This window comes from Streptomyces sp. NRRL S-455 (assembly GCF_000717875.1).
In the GTDB taxonomy this organism is placed as follows: domain Bacteria; phylum Actinomycetota; class Actinomycetes; order Streptomycetales; family Streptomycetaceae; genus Streptomyces.
Window position 1 is genome coordinate 29,734 of sequence record NZ_JOCT01000020.1, and the last position, 17,481, is coordinate 47,214.

15 protein-coding genes are annotated in these 17,481 nt (G+C 71.8%); 11 read left to right on the top strand and 4 right to left on the bottom strand.

The window, feature by feature from the left end:
* Nucleotides 1-112: 112 nt before the first annotated feature.
* Nucleotides 113-1,012, bottom strand: coding sequence for an N-acetylglucosamine kinase (locus tag IE97_RS0124790; RefSeq protein ID WP_030244644.1), 900 nt, complete (start codon nucleotides 1,010-1,012; stop codon nucleotides 113-115).
* Nucleotides 1,013-1,253: 241 nt separating this feature from the next.
* On the opposite strand from IE97_RS0124790, the gene IE97_RS0124795 reads away from it, so the two are divergent.
* From IE97_RS0124795 to IE97_RS0124815, 5 genes are all read left to right on the top strand, one after another.
* Nucleotides 1,254-2,375: an ROK family protein gene (locus IE97_RS0124795; RefSeq protein WP_030244647.1), complete on the top strand. Its 1,122-nt coding sequence runs from the start codon at nucleotides 1,254-1,256 to the stop codon at nucleotides 2,373-2,375.
* Nucleotides 2,376-2,648: 273 nt separating this feature from the next.
* Nucleotides 2,649-3,974 (top strand): extracellular solute-binding protein, encoded by a 1,326-nt coding sequence (locus tag IE97_RS0124800; RefSeq protein ID WP_030244650.1) that lies wholly within the window; start codon nucleotides 2,649-2,651, stop codon nucleotides 3,972-3,974.
* 122 nt (nucleotides 3,975-4,096) lie between these two features.
* Nucleotides 4,097-5,008, top strand: coding sequence for a carbohydrate ABC transporter permease (locus tag IE97_RS0124805; RefSeq protein ID WP_030244652.1), 912 nt, complete (start codon nucleotides 4,097-4,099; stop codon nucleotides 5,006-5,008).
* Entirely contained in the window at nucleotides 5,005-5,904 is a 900-nt protein-coding gene (locus IE97_RS0124810) for a carbohydrate ABC transporter permease (RefSeq protein WP_030244654.1), read from the top strand. Before IE97_RS0124805 ends, IE97_RS0124810 begins: the two co-directional genes overlap by 4 nt.
* A gap of 75 nt (nucleotides 5,905-5,979) precedes the next feature.
* Nucleotides 5,980-7,812, top strand: coding sequence for a hypothetical protein (locus IE97_RS0124815; RefSeq protein ID WP_030244662.1), 1,833 nt, complete (start codon nucleotides 5,980-5,982; stop codon nucleotides 7,810-7,812).
* A gap of 616 nt (nucleotides 7,813-8,428) precedes the next feature.
* Here IE97_RS0124815 and IE97_RS0124825 read toward each other — a convergent pair.
* Nucleotides 8,429-9,085 (bottom strand): nucleoside/nucleotide kinase family protein, encoded by a 657-nt coding sequence (locus IE97_RS0124825; RefSeq protein ID WP_030244665.1) that lies wholly within the window; start codon nucleotides 9,083-9,085, stop codon nucleotides 8,429-8,431.
* Between the two features lie 64 nt (nucleotides 9,086-9,149).
* On the opposite strand from IE97_RS0124825, the gene IE97_RS0124830 reads away from it, so the two are divergent.
* The 6 genes from IE97_RS0124830 to IE97_RS0124855 all read left to right on the top strand — a co-directional run bounded on the left by IE97_RS0124830 (nucleotide 9,150) and on the right by IE97_RS0124855 (nucleotide 15,909).
* The gene (locus IE97_RS0124830; RefSeq protein WP_030244668.1) at nucleotides 9,150-9,545 is read left to right on the top strand and encodes a YybH family protein; all 396 of its coding nucleotides are present in this window, start codon (nucleotides 9,150-9,152) and stop codon (nucleotides 9,543-9,545) included.
* Between the two features lie 57 nt (nucleotides 9,546-9,602).
* On the top strand, nucleotides 9,603-10,340 hold the full coding sequence (locus IE97_RS0124835; protein WP_030244670.1) for an HAD family hydrolase: 738 nt from the start codon (nucleotides 9,603-9,605) through the stop codon (nucleotides 10,338-10,340).
* Complete coding sequence (locus IE97_RS0124840; protein ID WP_030244672.1) at nucleotides 10,337-12,700, top strand: glycoside hydrolase family 65 protein; 2,364 nt, start codon at nucleotides 10,337-10,339, stop codon at nucleotides 12,698-12,700. Before IE97_RS0124835 ends, IE97_RS0124840 begins: the two co-directional genes overlap by 4 nt.
* A 141-nt stretch (nucleotides 12,701-12,841) precedes the next feature.
* Nucleotides 12,842-14,320: a hypothetical protein gene (locus IE97_RS0124845; protein ID WP_030244676.1), complete on the top strand. Its 1,479-nt coding sequence runs from the start codon at nucleotides 12,842-12,844 to the stop codon at nucleotides 14,318-14,320.
* Nucleotides 14,321-14,395: 75 nt separating this feature from the next.
* A complete protein-coding gene (gene prcB, locus IE97_RS0124850) occupies nucleotides 14,396-15,244 on the top strand; it encodes a proteasome subunit beta (protein ID WP_030244678.1) in 849 nt (282 codons plus the stop codon).
* A gap of 176 nt (nucleotides 15,245-15,420) precedes the next feature.
* Nucleotides 15,421-15,909 (top strand): DUF5709 domain-containing protein, encoded by a 489-nt coding sequence (locus IE97_RS0124855; RefSeq protein ID WP_030244681.1) that lies wholly within the window; start codon nucleotides 15,421-15,423, stop codon nucleotides 15,907-15,909.
* A gap of 82 nt (nucleotides 15,910-15,991) precedes the next feature.
* Here the strand turns inward: IE97_RS0124855 and IE97_RS0124860 are convergent, their stop codons facing one another.
* Both IE97_RS0124860 and IE97_RS0124865 read right to left on the bottom strand, forming a co-directional pair.
* Nucleotides 15,992-16,198 carry a hypothetical protein gene (locus tag IE97_RS0124860; protein ID WP_030244683.1) on the bottom strand — a complete coding sequence of 69 codons (207 nt, stop codon included), beginning with the start codon at nucleotides 16,196-16,198 and terminating at the stop codon, nucleotides 15,992-15,994.
* A gap of 161 nt (nucleotides 16,199-16,359) precedes the next feature.
* Complete coding sequence (locus IE97_RS0124865; protein WP_051705095.1) at nucleotides 16,360-17,481, bottom strand: PP2C family protein-serine/threonine phosphatase; 1,122 nt, start codon at nucleotides 17,479-17,481, stop codon at nucleotides 16,360-16,362.

Below are 17,481 nucleotides of genomic sequence, written 5' to 3' on the forward strand. Positions count from 1 at the left end.
AACTTCTGTGGCACGTGGTGCGTTCGAGCGAAGATCTACGGCCGTGTTGTGACCCTTCGGGGAGGGTTCGGCCACGGGCCGGTGTCCCGGACGTGAACGGCGGTCGCCCGGCTCACAGAAGTGAACGGGCCAGCGCCAGCGCGCCTTCGACCGGCGGCACGCGCAGTGGCCGCGGCCGGGCTCCGGGCAGCGACTCGGCGAGCGCGGAGGTGAACGCCTGGTACAGCGCGGGCTGTGCGAGGACCGTGCCGCCCGCCACCACCACGTCGTCCACCGAGACGCCGCGTCCGGCCAGCCGGACGACGAGTGCGGCGAGCGCCCGGCCCCCGTCGGCGATCACGGCCCGGGCGAGTGGCGACCCCGCCTCGGCGGCGGCGAAGACCACCGGGGAGTGCCGGCCCCACTCGGCGGAGACGTCCGTGGCGGCCTCCAGTGCCGCACCGAGCGCGGGCACCTCGGCCACACCGAAGGCGGCCACCAGCCCGGTGGCCAGCGCGTCGGGCTCCTCGCCGCGATCGTGTGCCGCCCAGACGGCCCGCGCGGCCTCACGGACGAGTCCGGCGGCACCGCCCTCGTCGCCGAGTGCGGCGCCCCAGCCGCCGACCTGGACCGGACCGCCGTCGGGCAGCCGCCCCACCGCGACCGAACCGGTGCCGGCGACCAGACCGACGCCCTTCTCCAGACCAGCGGCGGGAACGAGCAGTGCGGCATCGCCCACGACCAGCGCCGGAGCCCCCAGCCGCTCCTGAAGCGCGGCCCGGATCCCCTCGCACTGGCGCGGTGTCTCACAGGCGTGACCGCCCACGGCGACGGCGGACGGGCGGGTCCCGGTCGGCAGGGCGTCGTGGACCAGAGCGGTCAGCCAGTCGGCGGCGGCCCCGGGATCGTGCGGCCGCCAGCCCGTACTGGCGCGGACGCGGTCGACGACGCGCCCGCCGCCCGCGAGGGCACGCAGATGCGTCTTGGTGCCGCCCACGTCGATACCGACCGCGTAAGGCGTGGAGTCCTGCACGGGTCCTCTTTCGTCATCGCGCGGTCACGACGAACGGCAGGCGAACCGACCGTCGGACCACGGCAGTTGAAGAGGTAGGGAAGCCCCGGGACGGGCTTCTGCGTGCCACGGCAGGCGAGTACCGTGAAGTTCGTTAGGAAGTTAACTAACGAAGTAGGGTGCGCGTCAAGAGGCACGGAATTCCCGATGCCGCGCGACTCTTGCGGCCCTCTGCACGGCCGCAGCACGACCTGGGGAGACCATGCACCTGAGTGAGAGTGCCCGTGTGGTGTTCGACGTACTGGCCGGGACGGGCACGGCCACCCGCCCCCAGCTGGCGGCCGGTGCGGGCCTTTCCAAGCCGACCGTCTCCATGGCCGTGGCCGAGCTCGAGGCCGTCGAGCTCGCCGCCCACTCCGGGCGGGCCTCCGGAGGCACCGGCCGCAGCGCCGCCGTCTACCGCCTCGGCCCGGCCGCCGGCGCCGTGCTCGCGGTCGATCTGGGGCCCAGCGTGACCCGGGTGCGCGGCTGCGCCCTGGACGGCACCCTGCTCGCCGAGGGCGCCGGCACCCGCCGGGAGGCGGCCGGCACCGTCCGCGAGGTCCTCGACGCGCTGCCCGCCGGCGCTCCGTTGCGGGCCGTCGTCGTGGCCGTCGGTGACGTCACCACGCGCGACGGGGAGGGCACCGGAGAACGCCCGGCGACCGCCAAGGCCGGCCCCGTCTACGACGCCATGGCCGTCGCGCTGCCCGAGGGCGTCCCCGTCCACCTGGAGAACAACGTCAACTGCGCCGCCCTCGCCGAACTGCACGAGGGCGCCGCCGTCGGCCGTGAGACATTCGGCTACCTGCGCATCGGCGTCGGCATCGGTCTGGCCGTCGTCATCGGCGGCCGGGTGCTGCGCGGAGCCAACGGCGCCGCCGGTGAGGTGGCCCGGCTGCCCTATCCCTGGGACGACGAACACGCCCCGCGCCACGAGGGTCTGGAGCGGCGCATGGGGTCGCGTACCCTGCTCCGCCGGGCGGCCGAGGCCTGGCGGGACGGCGACGGGCCGCGCCCGCGGACCGCGGAGCGGCTCCTCGCCCTCTCCGGGCAGGGGCATGCCACGGCCCGGGCCGTGATCGACTCGCACGCCGCGGACGTCGGCAGACTGGCCGCCGCCGTGGCCGCCGTACTGGACCCCGGACTGATCGTGCTGGGCGGGGGAACCGGCGCGGATCCGCAGCTCCTGCCCGGTGTGCGGGCCGAGCTGGCCCGGCTGAGCTGGCCCACCGAGGTCGTCAGCAGCGTGGTGGGCGACACCGGCACGGTGGCGGGCGCCAGCAGGCTCGCGGTCGCCCATGGAATCCAAACCGTGACCGGAGCCGTGCGGGCGAGGCATTGACGTCTGCGTAGCCGGTCTGCCAATGTCCGGACAAGCGCTTTCTAAGTCGGCCGGGACGCCGACTCCGGGTGAGCCTCCCGCCCGTACGCGAAGTACGGCAGCCGCACGAGGGCGTGCTTGTGCGACGTCGGCCGGCATGGCCGGGGACCCCACCCGTCAAGGCGACGCGGCCGGGCGAGGCCGTGCCCCGGAAAGCGGAATCTCCTGCAAAATGCACCCGTGCCGCCTCGGCTGGCGCCGTGCTTCTTCCGCTACGACGAAAAGGGACTGAAGATGACCAGTGTGGGTGTGCGGCGCTCCAGCCGACTCGGCCGCGGCGGCATACGCCGCGTTGTTCCCCTCGCTGCCGTGGCCACGGCAGGTGCCCTCCTGCTCTCCGCCTGCGGCGGGTCGGAATCCGGCTCGGGCGGGACCTCCAAGTCGCTGACGTTCTGGATCTCCACGGTTCCGGGGCAGGACGCGGGCTGGAAGAAGATGGTGGCGCAGTACAAGAAGGAAACCGGCGTCGCCGTCAAGCTCGTCAACATCCCCTACGACGGCTACGACGCGAAGCTGCGCAACGCCGCGCAGGCGAACTCCCTGCCCGACGTGGCGACCGTGCCGAAGCTGGACCCGATCTGGGCGAACAAGCTGATCGACCTCAGCCCCATCGCCAACAAGAAGAGCAACAAGATCAACCCCAACTTCGTCGCCAAGGACTCGTCCGGGAAGGTGCTGTCCATCCCCTCGGACATCACCGCGTCCGGCATGTTCATCAACAAGTCGCTCTTCGAGAAGGCCGGCGTCTCCTACCCGACCTCGCCCGAGAAGACCTGGACCTGGACCGAGTTCATCAAGGCGGCGGACGAGGTCCGGGAGAAGACCGACGCCAAGTACTCCCTGACGTTCGACCCGTCGCCGTCCCGGCTCCGCGCCATGGTGTACGAGATGGGCGGGAAGTACGTCCACGCCGACGACTCCGGCAAGTTCTCGGTGGACGCGGCGACCAAGAAGGCCGTGAACACCTTCGTCGGATGGAACGACGACAAGACCATGCCGAAGTCGGTGTGGACCAGCGAGGCCGACCCGTCGGCCATGTTCCAGAGCGGTGACGTCGTCGCCTACTGGTCCGGCGTGTGGCAGGTCGCCGCCTACGCGGAGAGCATCACGAAGTTCGAGTGGGCGAGCGTCCCGACTCCCGCCGAGCCGGTGCAGGCCAGTGACGTCAACAGCGGCGGCATGACGGTGGGCTTCAACAACAACGCCGACGCGGCCGCCGCCGCGGAGAAGTTCCTGTCCTGGCTGTACGAGCCGGCCCACTACCAGGCGCTGTGCGAGGCCTCCGGGTTCCTGCCCGTCGAGACCGGTCTGAACCCGAAGTACCCCTTCAAGTCCGAGGCGGCGCAGGCGGCGTTCAAGCTGTACAACGAGTCGATCCCGCTCTACGACCCGATCTCCGGCTACTTCAACCGCGCGCAGACGCAGTGGGCGCTGAAGGGCAAGAGCATCACCGAGGACCCGACCCCGACGGAGCTCGGCAAGGCGATCAACGGCCAGCAGTCGGCCGACAAGGCCCTGGAGAACATCGTGGCCGGCTACAACCAGCAGGTCGGCGGCTGATCGTAGGCCGGCGGGCCGGGCGGCGGGGTCGAGACACCGCCGCCCGGCCTCGGGACCCACGCGATGCCGGGCTCATGGCCTGAGCGCACAGGAACCCATTCCCCCAGCACGGAGTCAGGAAGATGACCCAACTCGCCCCGGACGTGTCCGCGAGCCCGCCCAGGAGACGCAGTAAGTACACCCTTGCGCCGCTCGTCCTCATCGCGGCCAACGTCGTGCTCTTCGCGCTGTTCTTCGTCTGGCCGGCGGTGATCGGGCTCGTCTACTCCTTCACCAACTACACGGGCGTGGGGGTGTTCCAGTTCGTCGGACTGGACAACTACAGCAATCTGGTCGGGGACTCCACCTTCTTCGACGCGCTGACCCGGACGCTGCTGTACACCGTGCTCTTCGTCCCGCTGAACTTCGTGTTCTCGCTGCTCATCGCCAACGTGCTGGTGAGCAAGCACGCCAAGGGCGCGTCGGTCGCCCGGGTCTTCTTCTTCATCCCGTGGCTGCTGTCGCCCATCGTCGTGGGTGTCCTGTGGCGGTGGCTGTTCGGTGAGAACTTCGGACTGGTCAACCACATCATCGAGAAGCTCGGCGGAAGTGCCGTCCCGTGGCAGTCGAACGCGGACCTGTCGCTGATCGTGGTGGTGGTGGCGGCATCCTGGGCCTGGACGGGCTTCTCGATGCTGCTGTTCATCGCGGCGATCAAGAACGTGCCGGCGTCGTACTACGAGGCCGCATCGCTCGACGGCGCCGGTCCGTGGCGCCAGTTCGTCAGCATCACGCTGCCGAGCATCGCGCCCACGTCCTTCATCGTCATCCTGCTCAACACGATCCACGCGATGAAGGAATACCCGCTGTTCGCCTCCCTCAACAACGGCGGACCCGGAACGTCGAACAACCTGCTTGTCCAGTACATCTACCAGACCGGCTTCAAATCGGGCCAGATCGGCTACGCGAGCGCCGCGTCGTTCGTGCTCATGCTCATCCTGATGGCCGTCGCGATCATCCAGCTGATCGTCAACCGGCGGGTGGAGAACCGATGACTACCACAGACATGCCACGCAAGGTCGACGCCGGGCCCGGACGGGCGGTTCCCAACAAGCGGGTGCGCGGCGCGGCGACCGGCGGGCTCCGGCGCGCGGTGCCCGCGACGACACTGCTGTGGGTCCTGGCGGCCCTCTACGGGTTTCCGGTCCTGTGGTTCGTCCTCAGTTCCTTCAAACCGGCGGGAGACCTGTTCTCCTCGCTGACGTTGTTTCCGGACGACCCCAGCCTGTCGGGCTACAAGGCGGCGTGGGAGGGAGCCAACTTCTCCCAGTACTTCATCAACACGACCATCGTGTGCGTGATCGCGACGATCCTCACGGTGGGAGTGAGCTGCTGCACCGGGTACGCGCTGGCCAAGTACGACAACAAGTGGCTCAAGGTCTTCTTCATCTGCATCCTGGCCACCACGATGCTGCCGTCCGAGGTCATGCTCGCCCCGCAGTTCCTGGTGGTCCGCGACCTCGGCCTCTACAACACGCTCGGCGGCATCATCCTCCCGGCGGTGCTCACCGCGACCGGGTGCTTCATGTTCCGCCAGTTCTTCCTGACGGTCCCCGACGAACTCATCGAGGCCGCCCGCATCGACGGCGCCCGCGAACTGTCGATCTTCCTGCGGATCATGCTGCCGATCTCCCGGCCCATCATGCTGACCCTCGCCATTCTGTCGTTCCAGTGGCGGTGGAACGACTACATCTGGCCGCTCCTGATGCTCAACGACCCCAGCAAGTTCACCGTGCAGATCGGCATCCAGAGCCTCGTCGGGGCGCAGAACATCAACTGGTCGGTGGTGCTCGGCGGATCGGTCATCTCCATGGTCCCTCTGATCGTCGTGTTCCTGGTGTTCCAGCGTTACGTCATGAACGCCGACATCAACGCCGGACTCAAGGACTGACCGGGCCCGCCTCCCCTCGTGTGATCCCGGCAACCCATGGCATGGCCACCTCAGGCTTGAAGGGCTGATCCACCCGTGCACCTCCCTCACCAGCGCGGCCCGTTGCACGACCTCCCCGACACCCCGGAGGCGTACGACGCCGTCCTCGCCGACGTCACCGAGCAGGCCCTGGCCCGCATGACGCCGGAGGGCAGCCTCGAACACCCCGACTGCGTCGACGACATCGGTGACACCTCCCTCGGCGTCACCTCCCTGCTGGCGCTGGCCTGGCAGCGGAACAAGGACCCGCGCCTGCCGGAGGCGGTCCGCCGCAGCCTCGCCTTCCACCTGGACGAGCGGGTGTACACCGAGGACAACCCCGGCTACCCCAACCTCCGGGTGCGTGACTCGGGCCTGCCGTACGCCCGGTACACCCTGGCGGCCGGCGCCCACCCCATCGGCGACTGGCCGAGCACGGTGTGGACGCTGCTCCAGGCCGTCAACGTGCTGGACACCGCCGACGGGCTGATCGACGACGAACAGCGCGCCGAACTCACCGAGGTCGCGCACGGATACTGGCGCTGGCTGACCGAGGCGACCTTCTTCAACCCGCAGGAGGCCGGCAACCAGGCCATCGGCTGTGTCGTGGGCGGTCTCATGCTGGCCCGCCACCTGCCGCCGGACGAGGGGGAGCGGGTCCGCTCCCGCGCCATGGGCCTGTACGTCGACGAGATCCGCGCCCACCGGGTCCGGGACCGCGGCGCGCTCCTGCCCCCCGAGCACGGCGGCGCCTACGACAACAACTACGGCCCGATCTCCCTGTCCTTCCTCGCCCAGGCCCACCGGGTCAGCGGCGAGGAGATCTTCGCCGAGGACGGAGACGCGCTCGCCCGCTACATCGACGCCCGCCTGACGAGCGGCGGCTTCGACAACGGCGGGCCGCGCTACAGCGAGCAGCACTCCGCCTTCGAGTCGGTGCTGGGCCTGCGTTACTTCGGCGCCCGCATCGGCTCCGACCTGGGCCGCTACCGCGGCGACAGCCGCTGGGCCCGGCACGCGGTCAAGGCGGACGGCGGTGTCGACGGCCACTTCGCCTGGATGCTGGTCTGGCAGATCCAGGACACCACCCGCTGGCACCGCACCCCGTCCACGGCCCCGGCCCGTCACCAGTTGCGCGCGGGCTCGGTGTCCGTGGCCTTCGACGACCGTATGACCCCGTCGCTGGTCGAGGCGGCCGGAACGTACTACCTTCCGGCCGCCGTGGGCCGCCAGCACGGCTTCGGCCCGGTGACCGACGGCTTCCTGCTGTGCCGCCCGATGGGCGAGGTCCGCGTCCGGGACGTCACCACCGACGGGCTGAAGGCCAAACTGGTCACCAAGCCGGTCGTCGGCCGCGACCACGTGCTGCGCCATGTGCAGTCCCTGTACGTCACCGACGGCACGAGCCTCTGGGTGACGGTCGCCGTGGAGCGGCTCCCGGGCACGCCGTACCTGCTCGCCGGCCTGCCGTACGCCACGGACGACGGCGACCGGGTCCGCAGGACCGCCGAACCGCGCGTCACATCGGCAGGCGAACTGCGCCTGACCCACCCGGCCCCCGACGACCCGCACCACTTCGACGCCCGCGCGGACACCACTCAGGAGCAGGCCGCCTTCGCCCTGGCCGCCGACCCCCGTGGCTACGGCAACCCGGACCAGGGCTGGAGCCACCTGGTCGCCTCGTCCGCCCTGGAAGCCGGACCCGCCCCCGGCGCCCCCGAGGACCTGCATGTCTTCGCCGTGCGCTACGGCCCGGACGACGGCGCGTTCACGCCCGCGTTCGAGCGGAGCGGAACGGCTTTGACCGTCCGCGCGGAGGCCTTCCGGGCAGTGATCGGCGACCCGGCGGGCGACGCGCACGCGGAGCCGGAGCTGACGCTGTCCGTGTGAGGCGGCCCGGGCTCACCTCGCAGGCTCTACCGGTCCCGCGCCAGCGCGCACCGGCGCCGGGCCCGAGGGCCGGACGCACGATGCACGTGCGGCCACGCCGTCGACCGGCCGCCCCCGCGGTGACCAGCCGGTCGACGAGGGCGAGGGCCTCGGAGACGGCCCGGACGCGGACGACCGGGACGAGCCCTGCGGCCGAATCCGGCGCGGACACGGCCTCGGCAGGGGCGGAGGCGGAGGCGGCAACGGGGGCGGCCGGAGGAGTTCGCCAGGCCGCGCGGATGGCCCTCGCCGGCCGAGGCGAGAGGAAGCGCGGCGGTGTTCACGGCCCCTGGCGGACCTGTTCCCGACCTGGACCCGGTTCAGCGGGGTCGCCCTCAGCCGGGAACTCGCGGCCGCGCTGGCGGGCGGCACCGCGCCGCTCGTCGCGGCCGCGCTGCTGGAGGCGACCGGCGGGAGGCCCTGGCCGGTGGTCCTGTACATGACCGTGCTGCTCCTGGTCAGCGCTCTGGCGGTAGCGCTGCTCCACGGTTTCGGAAGGCGTGACCAGCGAGGGGAGGACGGGGCACCGCCCTGAGGGACGCGCCGCCCGGGCGGCGCGCGTGATCGTGCGAGTGGTTCACACCTCCACCGGCCGCACCGCCGATTCCGGCACCACCAGATCGGCCCGCCCCCGGGTCGCCGCGACCAGCTCGGCGTTGGGCTCGTCCGAGCGGCGCACCCACACCACCGCCTCCTCATGGCTCTTGCCGAACCGCTCGTGCCGGGCGACCAGTCGCCGGATCCGCTCCGCCTCGGGCAGTTCGCAGAACCACACCTCGTCGAGTTCGCGGCGGACGCGGGCCCAGGCGCCGGTGTCCAGGAGCAGGTAGTTGCCCTCCGTCACGATGAGCCGGGCCGTCGCCGGGACCGGGATCGCCCCCGCGACCGGCTGCTCCAGGACACGTTCGAAGCCGGGCGCGTACACGACGTCATCGCCCGGCTCCTCGCGCAGGCGCCGCAGCAGGGCCGCGTACCCGGCCGCGTCGAACGTGTCGGGTGCGCCCTTGCGGTCCCGGCGGCCCAGCCGCTCCAGTTCGATGTCGGCGAGGTGGAAGCCGTCCATGGGGACGTGCGCGACCCACGGCACGCCGGGCCCGTTCAGCTCCCGCACCAGACGCTCGGCGAGCGTCGACTTGCCGGCGCCGGGGCTGCCGGCGATGCCGAGGACCGCGCGCCGGCCGCCCCGCGAGAGGGCACGGGCGCGCAGGACGAGGTCGTCGAAGGTGAGCGGCACACAGCAGAGTGTGTCACCCTGCGCCCAAGCCGTCCGACAGAGGGAGGGAGAAGGGAGCAGCACCGTGTCCGACGACGAAACACGGATCCGCGCACTGATCACCCACTGGGCCGAAGCCGTCCACCACGGTGACCTCGACGGCGTCCTCGCGGACCACGCCCAGGACATCGTCATGTACGACGTACCGCCGCCCCACGAAGGCATCCACGGACTGGCCGCCTACGGTGCGGCCTGGCCCCCGTTCTTCGACTGGCAGGCCCAGGGCGCGAGCTTCGAGATCGACACCCTGGACGTCACCGCCGGTGCCGACACCGCCTACGCACACGCCCTGCTGCGCTGCGGCACCCCCGAGGAACTGGCCCAATGCCCCAGCCTGCGGCTGCGGCTGACGTTCGGTCTGCGCAAGGAGCACGGGCGCTGGCTGGTGGCACACGAACACCACTCCTTCCCGCACGACTGACGCCGGTGTGGCGTGCGCCACTCAGTGGATGCCCCTCGGCCGGGGAACCGGTCCTGTATGACGCAGCTCGGTCTTCCCGACGACATCCACGCCTGCCTCTTCGACCTCGACGGCGTCGTCACCAAGACGGCCGTCGTCCACGCGGCCGCCTGGAAGGAGATGTTCGACGCCTACCTGCGCGAACGCGACGGCGAGGACTTCCGGCCGTTCACCGCGGCCGACTACGACGAGTACGTCGACGGCCGGCCACGCGCCGACGGCGTCCGCACCTTCCTCGCCTCCCGGGGCATCGACCTGCCCGACGGCGAACCCGGCGACCCACCCGGCGCGCAGACCGTCCACGGGCTCGGCAACCGCAAGAACGAGCTGGTCCTGGAGAAGATCCGCACCGAGGGCGTCGAGGCCTACGAGGGCACCCTGCGCTATCTGGAGGCGGTCCGCGCCCACGGACTGAGCACCGCCATCGTCTCGTCCAGCGCCAACTGCCGTGACGTGCTGCGCTCGATCGGCGCCGAGCACTTCTTCGACGTACGGATCGACGGTGTCGTCGCCGCCGAGCGGAAGCTGCCCGGCAAGCCGAACCCCGACACGTTCCTGGCCGCCGCCGAGGACCTCGGCGTCCAGCCGTCCGAAGCGGCCGTCTTCGAGGACGCCCTGGCCGGCATGGACGCGGGCCGCGCGGGCCGCTTCGGCTACGTCGTCGGCGTCGACCGCGTCGGACAGACGGACGCGCTGTACACGCACGGTGCCGACATCGTGGTGAAGGACCTGGCGGAACTGGGGGGCACGGAGTGATCGCACAGCGGGCGTACGACGTCGAGCCCTGGGCCGTGCGAGAGACCCGGCTCAACCTCGACGTCCTGGCACAGAGCGAGTCCGTGTTCGCCCTGTCCAACGGCCACATCGGCTGGCGCGGCAACCTCGACGAGGGCGAACCGCACGGCCTGCCGGGCTCCTACCTCAACGGAGTCCACGAACTGCACCCCCTGCCGTACGCCGAGGCCGGTTACGGCTACCCCGAGTCCGGCCAGACCTCCATCAACGTCACCAACGGCAAGGTGCTGCGCCTCCTGGTCGACGACGAGCCGTTCGACCTGCGCTACGGGCGGCTCGTCACCCACGAGCGGACCCTCGACCTGCGGCGCGGCGTGCTGGAACGGGTCTGCGAGTGGACCTCACCGGCAGGCTCGACCGTCCGGGTGCGCTCCACCCGGCTGGTCTCCCTCACCCAGCGGGCGATCGCCGCCGTGGCGTACGAGGTGGAGCCCGTCGACAGCCGGACCCGTGTGGTCGTCCAGTCGGAACTGGTCGCCAACGAGAGCCTGCCCGAGCCGGACGGCGACCCGCGCGCCGCCAAGGCGCTGAAGTCGCCGCTGGAACCGGAGGAGGACCTCGCCTCGGGCAGCCGGCTGCGCCTGGTCCACCGCACCCGTCGCAGCGGCATGAGGGTCGCGGTGGCCGCCGACCACCACGTCACCGGCCCCGAACGGACCACCACCAGCAGCGAGAGCAACGTGGACGTGGCCCGGCTGACCATCACCTCCGTCCTGGAGCCGGGGGAGCGGCTGCGGGTGGAGAAACTGGTCGCGCACGGCTGGTCCGGCGCCCGCTCCCGGCCCGCGATGAGCGACCAGGTCGAGGCGGCGCTGGCGGCGGCCGGGCACAGCGGCTGGAAGGGGCTCCTGGAGGACCAGCGGGCCTACCTCGACGACTTCTGGGCCCGCGCCGACGTGGAGATCGACGGCGACGAGGAGATCCAGCAGGCCGTCCGCTTCGCGCTGTTCCACGTCCTCCAGGCCGGTGCCCGCGCCGAGCAGCGCGCCATACCCGCCAAGGGGCTCACCGGCTCCGGTTACGACGGCCACGCCTTCTGGGACACCGAGGCGTTCGTCCTGCCCCTGCTGACCTACACCGCGCCGCAGGCCGCCGCCGAGGCCCTGCGCTGGCGTCTCGACACCCTGCCCGCCGCCCGGGAGCGCGCGACCCAGCTCGGGCTGCGCGGCGCCGCGTTCCCCTGGCGCACCATCGAGGGTTCGGAGGGCTCCGCGTACTGGCCGGCCGGCACCGCCGCCTTCCATGTCGGCGCCGACATCGCCGACGCCGTCGTCCGGTACGTCATGGCCACCGGCGACGAGGAGTTCGAACGAGAAGTCGGCGTGGAGCTGCTGGTGGAGACCGCCCGCCTGTGGCGCTCTCTGGGTCACCACGACGACCGGGGCGTCTTCCACATCGACGGCGTCACCGGACCCGACGAGTACAGCGCGGTCGCCGACGACAACACGTACACCAACCTCATGGCCCGGGCGAACCTGCTGGCCGCCGCCGACGCCTGCAAACGCCACCCCGACGAGGCGGCGCGGCTCGGTGCCGACGAGGAGGAGATGGCCGCCTGGCGGGACGCCGCCGAGGCCGTGCACGTCCCCTACAACGAGGAACTCGGCGTGCACGAACAGCACGCCGGCTTCACCCGCTACCAGCGCTGGGACTTCGCCCGCACCGGCCCGGACCAGTACCCGCTGATGCTGCACTTCCCCTACTTCGACCTGTACCGCAAGCAGGTGATCAAACAGGCGGACCTGGTGCTGGCGATGTACACCTGCGGCAGCTACTTCGAGGGGGACTTCGACCACGACGCCGAGGAGCAGATCGCCCGCAACTTCGCCTACTACGAGCCGCTGACCGTCCGGGACTCGTCCCTGTCCGCCTGCGTCCAGGCCGTCATGGCCGCCCGCACCGGCCATCTCGACCTGGCCTGCGCCTACACCGCCGAGGCCGCCCTGATGGACCTGGGGGACCTGGAGCACAACACCCGCGACGGGCTGCACATCGCCTCGCTGGCCGGCACCTGGATGGCCCTGGTCGCCGGGTTCGGCGGCATGCGGTGCGCGGACGGTGGCCTGCGGTTCGCGCCGCGCCTGCCCGAGCGGTACAGCCGCCTGGCGTTCACGCTGGGCTTCCTGGGGCGGCGCCTGCGCGTGGAGGTGACCGCGGACGAGGCCACGTACACCCTGCGGTCCGGCCCGCCTCTGACGATCCGTCACCACGGCACCGAGCTCACGGTGAGCGAGGACGCCACCGTCACCCGTCCCGTCCCACCGCTGAAACAGCGCCCGGCCCCCGAGCAGCCCCCGCACCGCGCCCCGAACACCCACTGAACCGATCGCGTCAGGCACTTGGCCGTATTCCACCCTGCGTCCCCCCACCCCGCGGGTTAGCTTGGCCGTGTTTCTGATCATCGGCTTCAGCCCTGCGGGTGGGAGGCCGGAGCGGCCTGCGGCGCAGGGGAAGGGTGGATGATGGCCGACGGCGCGAACGTCATCCTCGTCCGACGGCGAAGACGCGAACAGGTGACCGGGCCGGGCGTGATGGGCGGCCACCGTGGCGACCGGCCGCTCGCCGCGGTGGCCGCCGTCTTCACCCTCGCGCAGCTCGTCCTGGTCCGGCCCGTGCTGGGCCTCGGGTGGGACGAGATCGTCTATGTCAGCCAGGTCACCTCCCACCATCCGGCGGCCTTCTTCAGTGCGCCGCGTTCCCGGGGCGTCTCCCTGCTCGTGGCGCCCGTCGCGTCCTGGTCGTCGTCCGTACCGCTGCTGCGCGTCTACCTCGCCCTGCTGTCCGGACTCGCCCTCTATCTGGCCCTGCGTGCCTGGCGGGGTCTGTTCCCGACCCGCGTCCTGGCCGTCGGCGGCGCCCTCTTCGCTTCCCTGTGGGTGACCCTCTTCTACGGTCCGCAGGCCATGCCCAACTACTGGGTGGCGGTCGGTGCGCTGATCAGCGTGGGCTGCTTTCTGCGTGTCCCGGCGAAACGTTCCGCCGGGCGGGTCCTGTGGGGCGTCGCGGCCGGTACCGCGCTCATGGCGTGGATGCGCCCCACCGACGCCGTCCACGTGACCGTGCCCCTGCTCGTCCTCGCCCTGGTGCGCCGCCACCGGCACCTCCTCCTCGCCCTCGCGGTGGGTCTCGCGGCGGGCATCGTCCCGTGGGTGGTCGAGGCCTACGCCGGCTACGGCGGCCTCGGGCAGCGGCTGTCGGAGGCCTCCCGCATCCAGGGCGGGCTCGGCTGGCAGATCGCCGTCGACGACCAGCTGCGCAGCCTGGGCGGGCGGGCCCTGTGCCGGCCGTGCACCGGCTCGATGCCCAACCCCCTGGTCATGATCTGGTGGTTCGTCCTGCCCGTCCTGGCCGGACTCGGGCTGGTCGTCGCCGCCCGGGCCCGGCGCCTGGGCCCGACCCTGATCCCACTGGCCTGTGCCACTACCGCCGCTCTGCCGTACCTGTTCATGATCGGCTACGCGGCACCCCGCTTCCTCCAGCCGGTCTACGCCCTGCTCGCGATCCCCGTCGCCGACGCCCTGTGGCATCTGGTCAGGAACCCGGGCGGGAAGTGGCGGCCGGTCGCCGCCTCACTGGTGGCGCTCGGTCTGGCCGGGCATCTGGCGGTGCAGATCGCCGTCCTGGAGGGCGCCGTGTCCCGCAACACCGACAACCGCCGTGACTGGGACCGCACCGCCGACGCGCTGCACCGTCTCGGCGTCCGCCCGCCCTGCCTGCTCACCGGCCACCTGGCCATCCCGATCGGCTACTACACCGGCTGCACGTCGGGCGCGACCTCAGGCAACAACGAGAACACGACCCCGGCGGAGATCCTGCGCACGGCGGACCGTCTCCCGGTCGCCCACCTCGCCCCGGCCGGAGGCACTCCGCCGGGCTACGCCCGCACCTGGCACGTCCACCGGATCTCGGACCTGGACGTCCGCGTCGCACCGAGCCCCTGACACCTCAAGTCGCGTTTCCCGTCCGCCTGGTTCAGGTAGGAGTCGGTTGACGACCACGGACGAGGGGGAGACGAGATGGCGGCGAGGGACCACGAAGGCCGACTGGGGGAGGAGTTCTTCACACCGGGCTCCTCGTCCTTCACCGAGTTCCTGGCGGCCCACCGCCCCGAGCTGCTGAGCACCCGCCGTCTCCTCCCGGACGGCGTCCGCGCCGAGGGCGCCCCGCACGGCACCACGGTGCTGGCCCTCACCTGCCGCGACGGCGTGCTGATCGCGGGCGACCGGCGGGCGACGATGGGCAATCTCATCGCCCAGCGGGACCTGGAGAAGGTGCACCCCGTCGACGACCACACCGCGGTGGCCTTCGCCGGTACCGTCGGGCTGGCGGTGGACATGGTGAAGCTCTATCAGGTCGAGCTGGCGCACTTCGAGAAGATCGAGGGCATCCCCATGACCCTCGCGGCGAAGGCCACCCGGCTCGCCACCATGATCCGGAACAACCTGGGGCAGGCCATGCAGGGCCTCGCCGTCGTCCCGCTCCTCGTCGGCTACGACCTCGCGGCTCCCGCCGGCCGGCAGGGCCGCATCTTCGGTTTCGACGTCGTCGGCGGCCGCTACGAGAAATTCGGCTTCCATGCCGAGGGCTCCGGCTCGCCGTACGCACGGGGCGCGCTGAAGAAGCTGTACCGGCCCGGCATGTCCCGGCGCGAGGCGGCCCTGGCCGCGCTCCACGCGCTGTACGACGCGGCCGACGACGACTCCGCGACGGGCGGTCCGGACCTCACCCGCCGGATATACCCCATCGTGTCCATCATCACCGAGGACGGCTTCGAGCGGCTGCCGGAGGCGGAGACGGAGGAGCTCAGCCGCGAGACGGTCGAGCAGCGCCGCAGCCGGCCGGACGGGCCGAACGCCGCGGTGTGACACCCTCCGTGGCCCCTCGACAGTCGGTCACGCCATGTGTGCGAGTGATGACAACCCCACAAAGGCCGGCATCGGCCGAGGTTAGAGCCCGCGTAACGGGAAACGCGGATCGGGCACAGGAGACCGACGAGTCGACGCAGCGCGACAGGGAGGCAGAAGTGATGGGCACGGAACCGATGCGCTCCGAACCGATGGCGGACGACGCGTACCAGCCCACCGGGAGCAACGAGGAGCAGGAGGACGCCGCGCCGCTGGACCTTCAGGACGCCGTCGACGAACGGACCTACGACGACACCCTCGACGAGGGCTACTCCCCGCCGGAGAAGCCGCTCGGCGTCACCAAGCGCGGCACCACGGCCGCCGAGCAGCGTGAGGGCGAGACCCTCGACGAACGCCTGTCCCAGGAGAACCCCGACGTGTCGGCCGAACCCACCGGGGACGGTGTGGGTGACACGCCCGACAGCGACGGCGAACCGGTCGACCCCGAAGCGGGTACCGCCCGCGCCGGGCGTCTGGTCGCCCCGGACGAGGGGGCCCACCCCGACACGACGAGGGAGACCGTCGCGTCGGACGTGGGTATCGACGGGGGCGCGGCCGGTGCGGAGGAGGCGGCGGTCCACGTGGTGGAGGACGACGCACTGCCCGAGGAGGACGGCAGGGCTTAGTACGTGGTGCAAGGACCGCTGAGCCCGCCGGCACCCCCGCGCGCCCGCCCGGGCGCCTGTGGCATCGGGCGGGCGCGCACGGCTACGGCAGCAGCTTCTCCAGCGCGGCCGGGCCCTCCGCCGCCAGCTTGCGCCTGGCCCATTCGAGGTTGTGCGGCGTGAGGTCCTTCCCGGAGGCGAGGACGAGGTCCTCCGGGGACACGTCGGTGCCGGTACGGGCGTGGAGCAGGCGGTCCGGGGTGGCGCGCTCCTCGGGAGACGGGGACGCGTGGGACTGTGACGTCGACATGTTCTCTGCTCCCTAGGTCCGGCCGGATCGCTGGTGCGGCCCCGGTGCTGAAAAAAGGGTCCGATATCACCATTCAACGCGCGAGCCCGGCGTGCATCCCGGAGAGCCCGGCCCGCGGGCGCCTGCTCCGACGCCGTCGGGGTCGCCGGCGTCGGCCGCTGTCAGGAACCGCCCCTCGGACGGGGGGCGAGCACGAGCATCGTGACGTCGTCCCGGAGGTCCGGGCAGTGCCGCACCAGATCGGTCCACACCCGCTCGGCCAGCGTGGCCGGGTCCGCGTCGGCGAGATCCGGCAGCCGCTCGGTCAGCGGGTAGAACGCCCCGTCGGAGTCCCTGGCCTCGGTGACACCGTCGGACGCCAGGAAGAGGCGGTCACCGGCCCGCAGCCGCACCGAGACGACCCTCGGCGCAACGACCTCGGCGAGGCCCAGCCCGAGCGGCGTGCCCGGCTCGACGTCCAGCTCGACGGCCCGGCCCTCACGCAGCAGCAGCGGCCCTGACTGCCCGCACGCCACGATCCGCACCACATCCCCGTCGGCGGAGAAGTCCAGCAGCGCCGCCGTCGCGAACAACTCGGCATGCGGCTCGCCCGCGGAGTCCACGGCCAGCCGCCGGTCGAGCCGGGTGGCCACCGCCCGCGGATCCGGCTGGTCCAGCACCGCCTCCCGGAACGCCCCCAACAGCGATGCCACCGTGGCGACGGCCGACAGCCCGTGCCCCTGGACATCGCCCATGACCGCCCGTACGCCGTGAGGGCCCGCCCGCACGTCGAAGAAGTCACCTCCGACCAGCGTCCCGCTCTGCGCCGCCCGGTACAGCCCCGCGCACCGCACCGGTCCCACCCGCTCCGGCAGCGGCGGTACCACAGCCCGCTGTGCGGCTTCGGCGACGGCCCGTTCGAAGACCAGCTGGGCATCACGCCGGCTGCGGACGAACGACAGCAGCACGCTCAGCAGCGCGACGAAGCACACGGTCAGCACATCGGTGCTGCCCGGGTCGTCCAGACGGAAGAACGGAACCGTCAGCACGACCACCGAGAGAACGCCCAGCGTCGCCGTCGCGACCGGTCCGTGGGCCAGCACCGCCAGCGGGGGGATCGCGCCCAGCAGGAAGCCGATGTCGAGCGGCTCCGGACTGATCAGTTCCGCCGTGCACACGCCCACCAGCAGCGCCGTCGGCAGCACACGCGCCCACAGTGGCGGCGGTGCGCCGCGCAGCCAGCCGCGCCGGTCCAGGTCCCGGTCCCTGCCCCGGCGCGGCACCAGGCCGTGCGCACTGCTCAC

Excerpts from the sequence above, each read along its gene's own strand:
- IE97_RS0124810 (WP_030244654.1), top strand. The coding sequence starts at position 5,005 with ATGACTACCACAGACATGCCACGCAAGGTCGACGCCGGGCCCGGACGG.
- IE97_RS0124835 (WP_030244670.1), top strand. The coding sequence starts at position 9,603 with ATGACGCAGCTCGGTCTTCCCGACGACATCCACGCCTGCCTCTTCGAC.
- IE97_RS0124855 (WP_030244681.1), top strand. The coding sequence starts at position 15,421 with ATGCGCTCCGAACCGATGGCGGACGACGCGTACCAGCCCACCGGGAGC.
- IE97_RS0124860 (WP_030244683.1), bottom strand. The coding sequence starts at position 16,198 with ATGTCGACGTCACAGTCCCACGCGTCCCCGTCTCCCGAGGAGCGCGCC.
- prcB (WP_030244678.1), top strand. The coding sequence starts at position 14,396 with ATGGCGGCGAGGGACCACGAAGGCCGACTGGGGGAGGAGTTCTTCACA.
- IE97_RS0124845 (WP_030244676.1), top strand. The coding sequence starts at position 12,842 with ATGGCCGACGGCGCGAACGTCATCCTCGTCCGACGGCGAAGACGCGAA.
- IE97_RS0124805 (WP_030244652.1), top strand. The coding sequence starts at position 4,097 with ATGACCCAACTCGCCCCGGACGTGTCCGCGAGCCCGCCCAGGAGACGC.
- IE97_RS0124795 (WP_030244647.1), top strand. The coding sequence starts at position 1,254 with ATGCACCTGAGTGAGAGTGCCCGTGTGGTGTTCGACGTACTGGCCGGG.
- IE97_RS0124800 (WP_030244650.1), top strand. The coding sequence starts at position 2,649 with ATGACCAGTGTGGGTGTGCGGCGCTCCAGCCGACTCGGCCGCGGCGGC.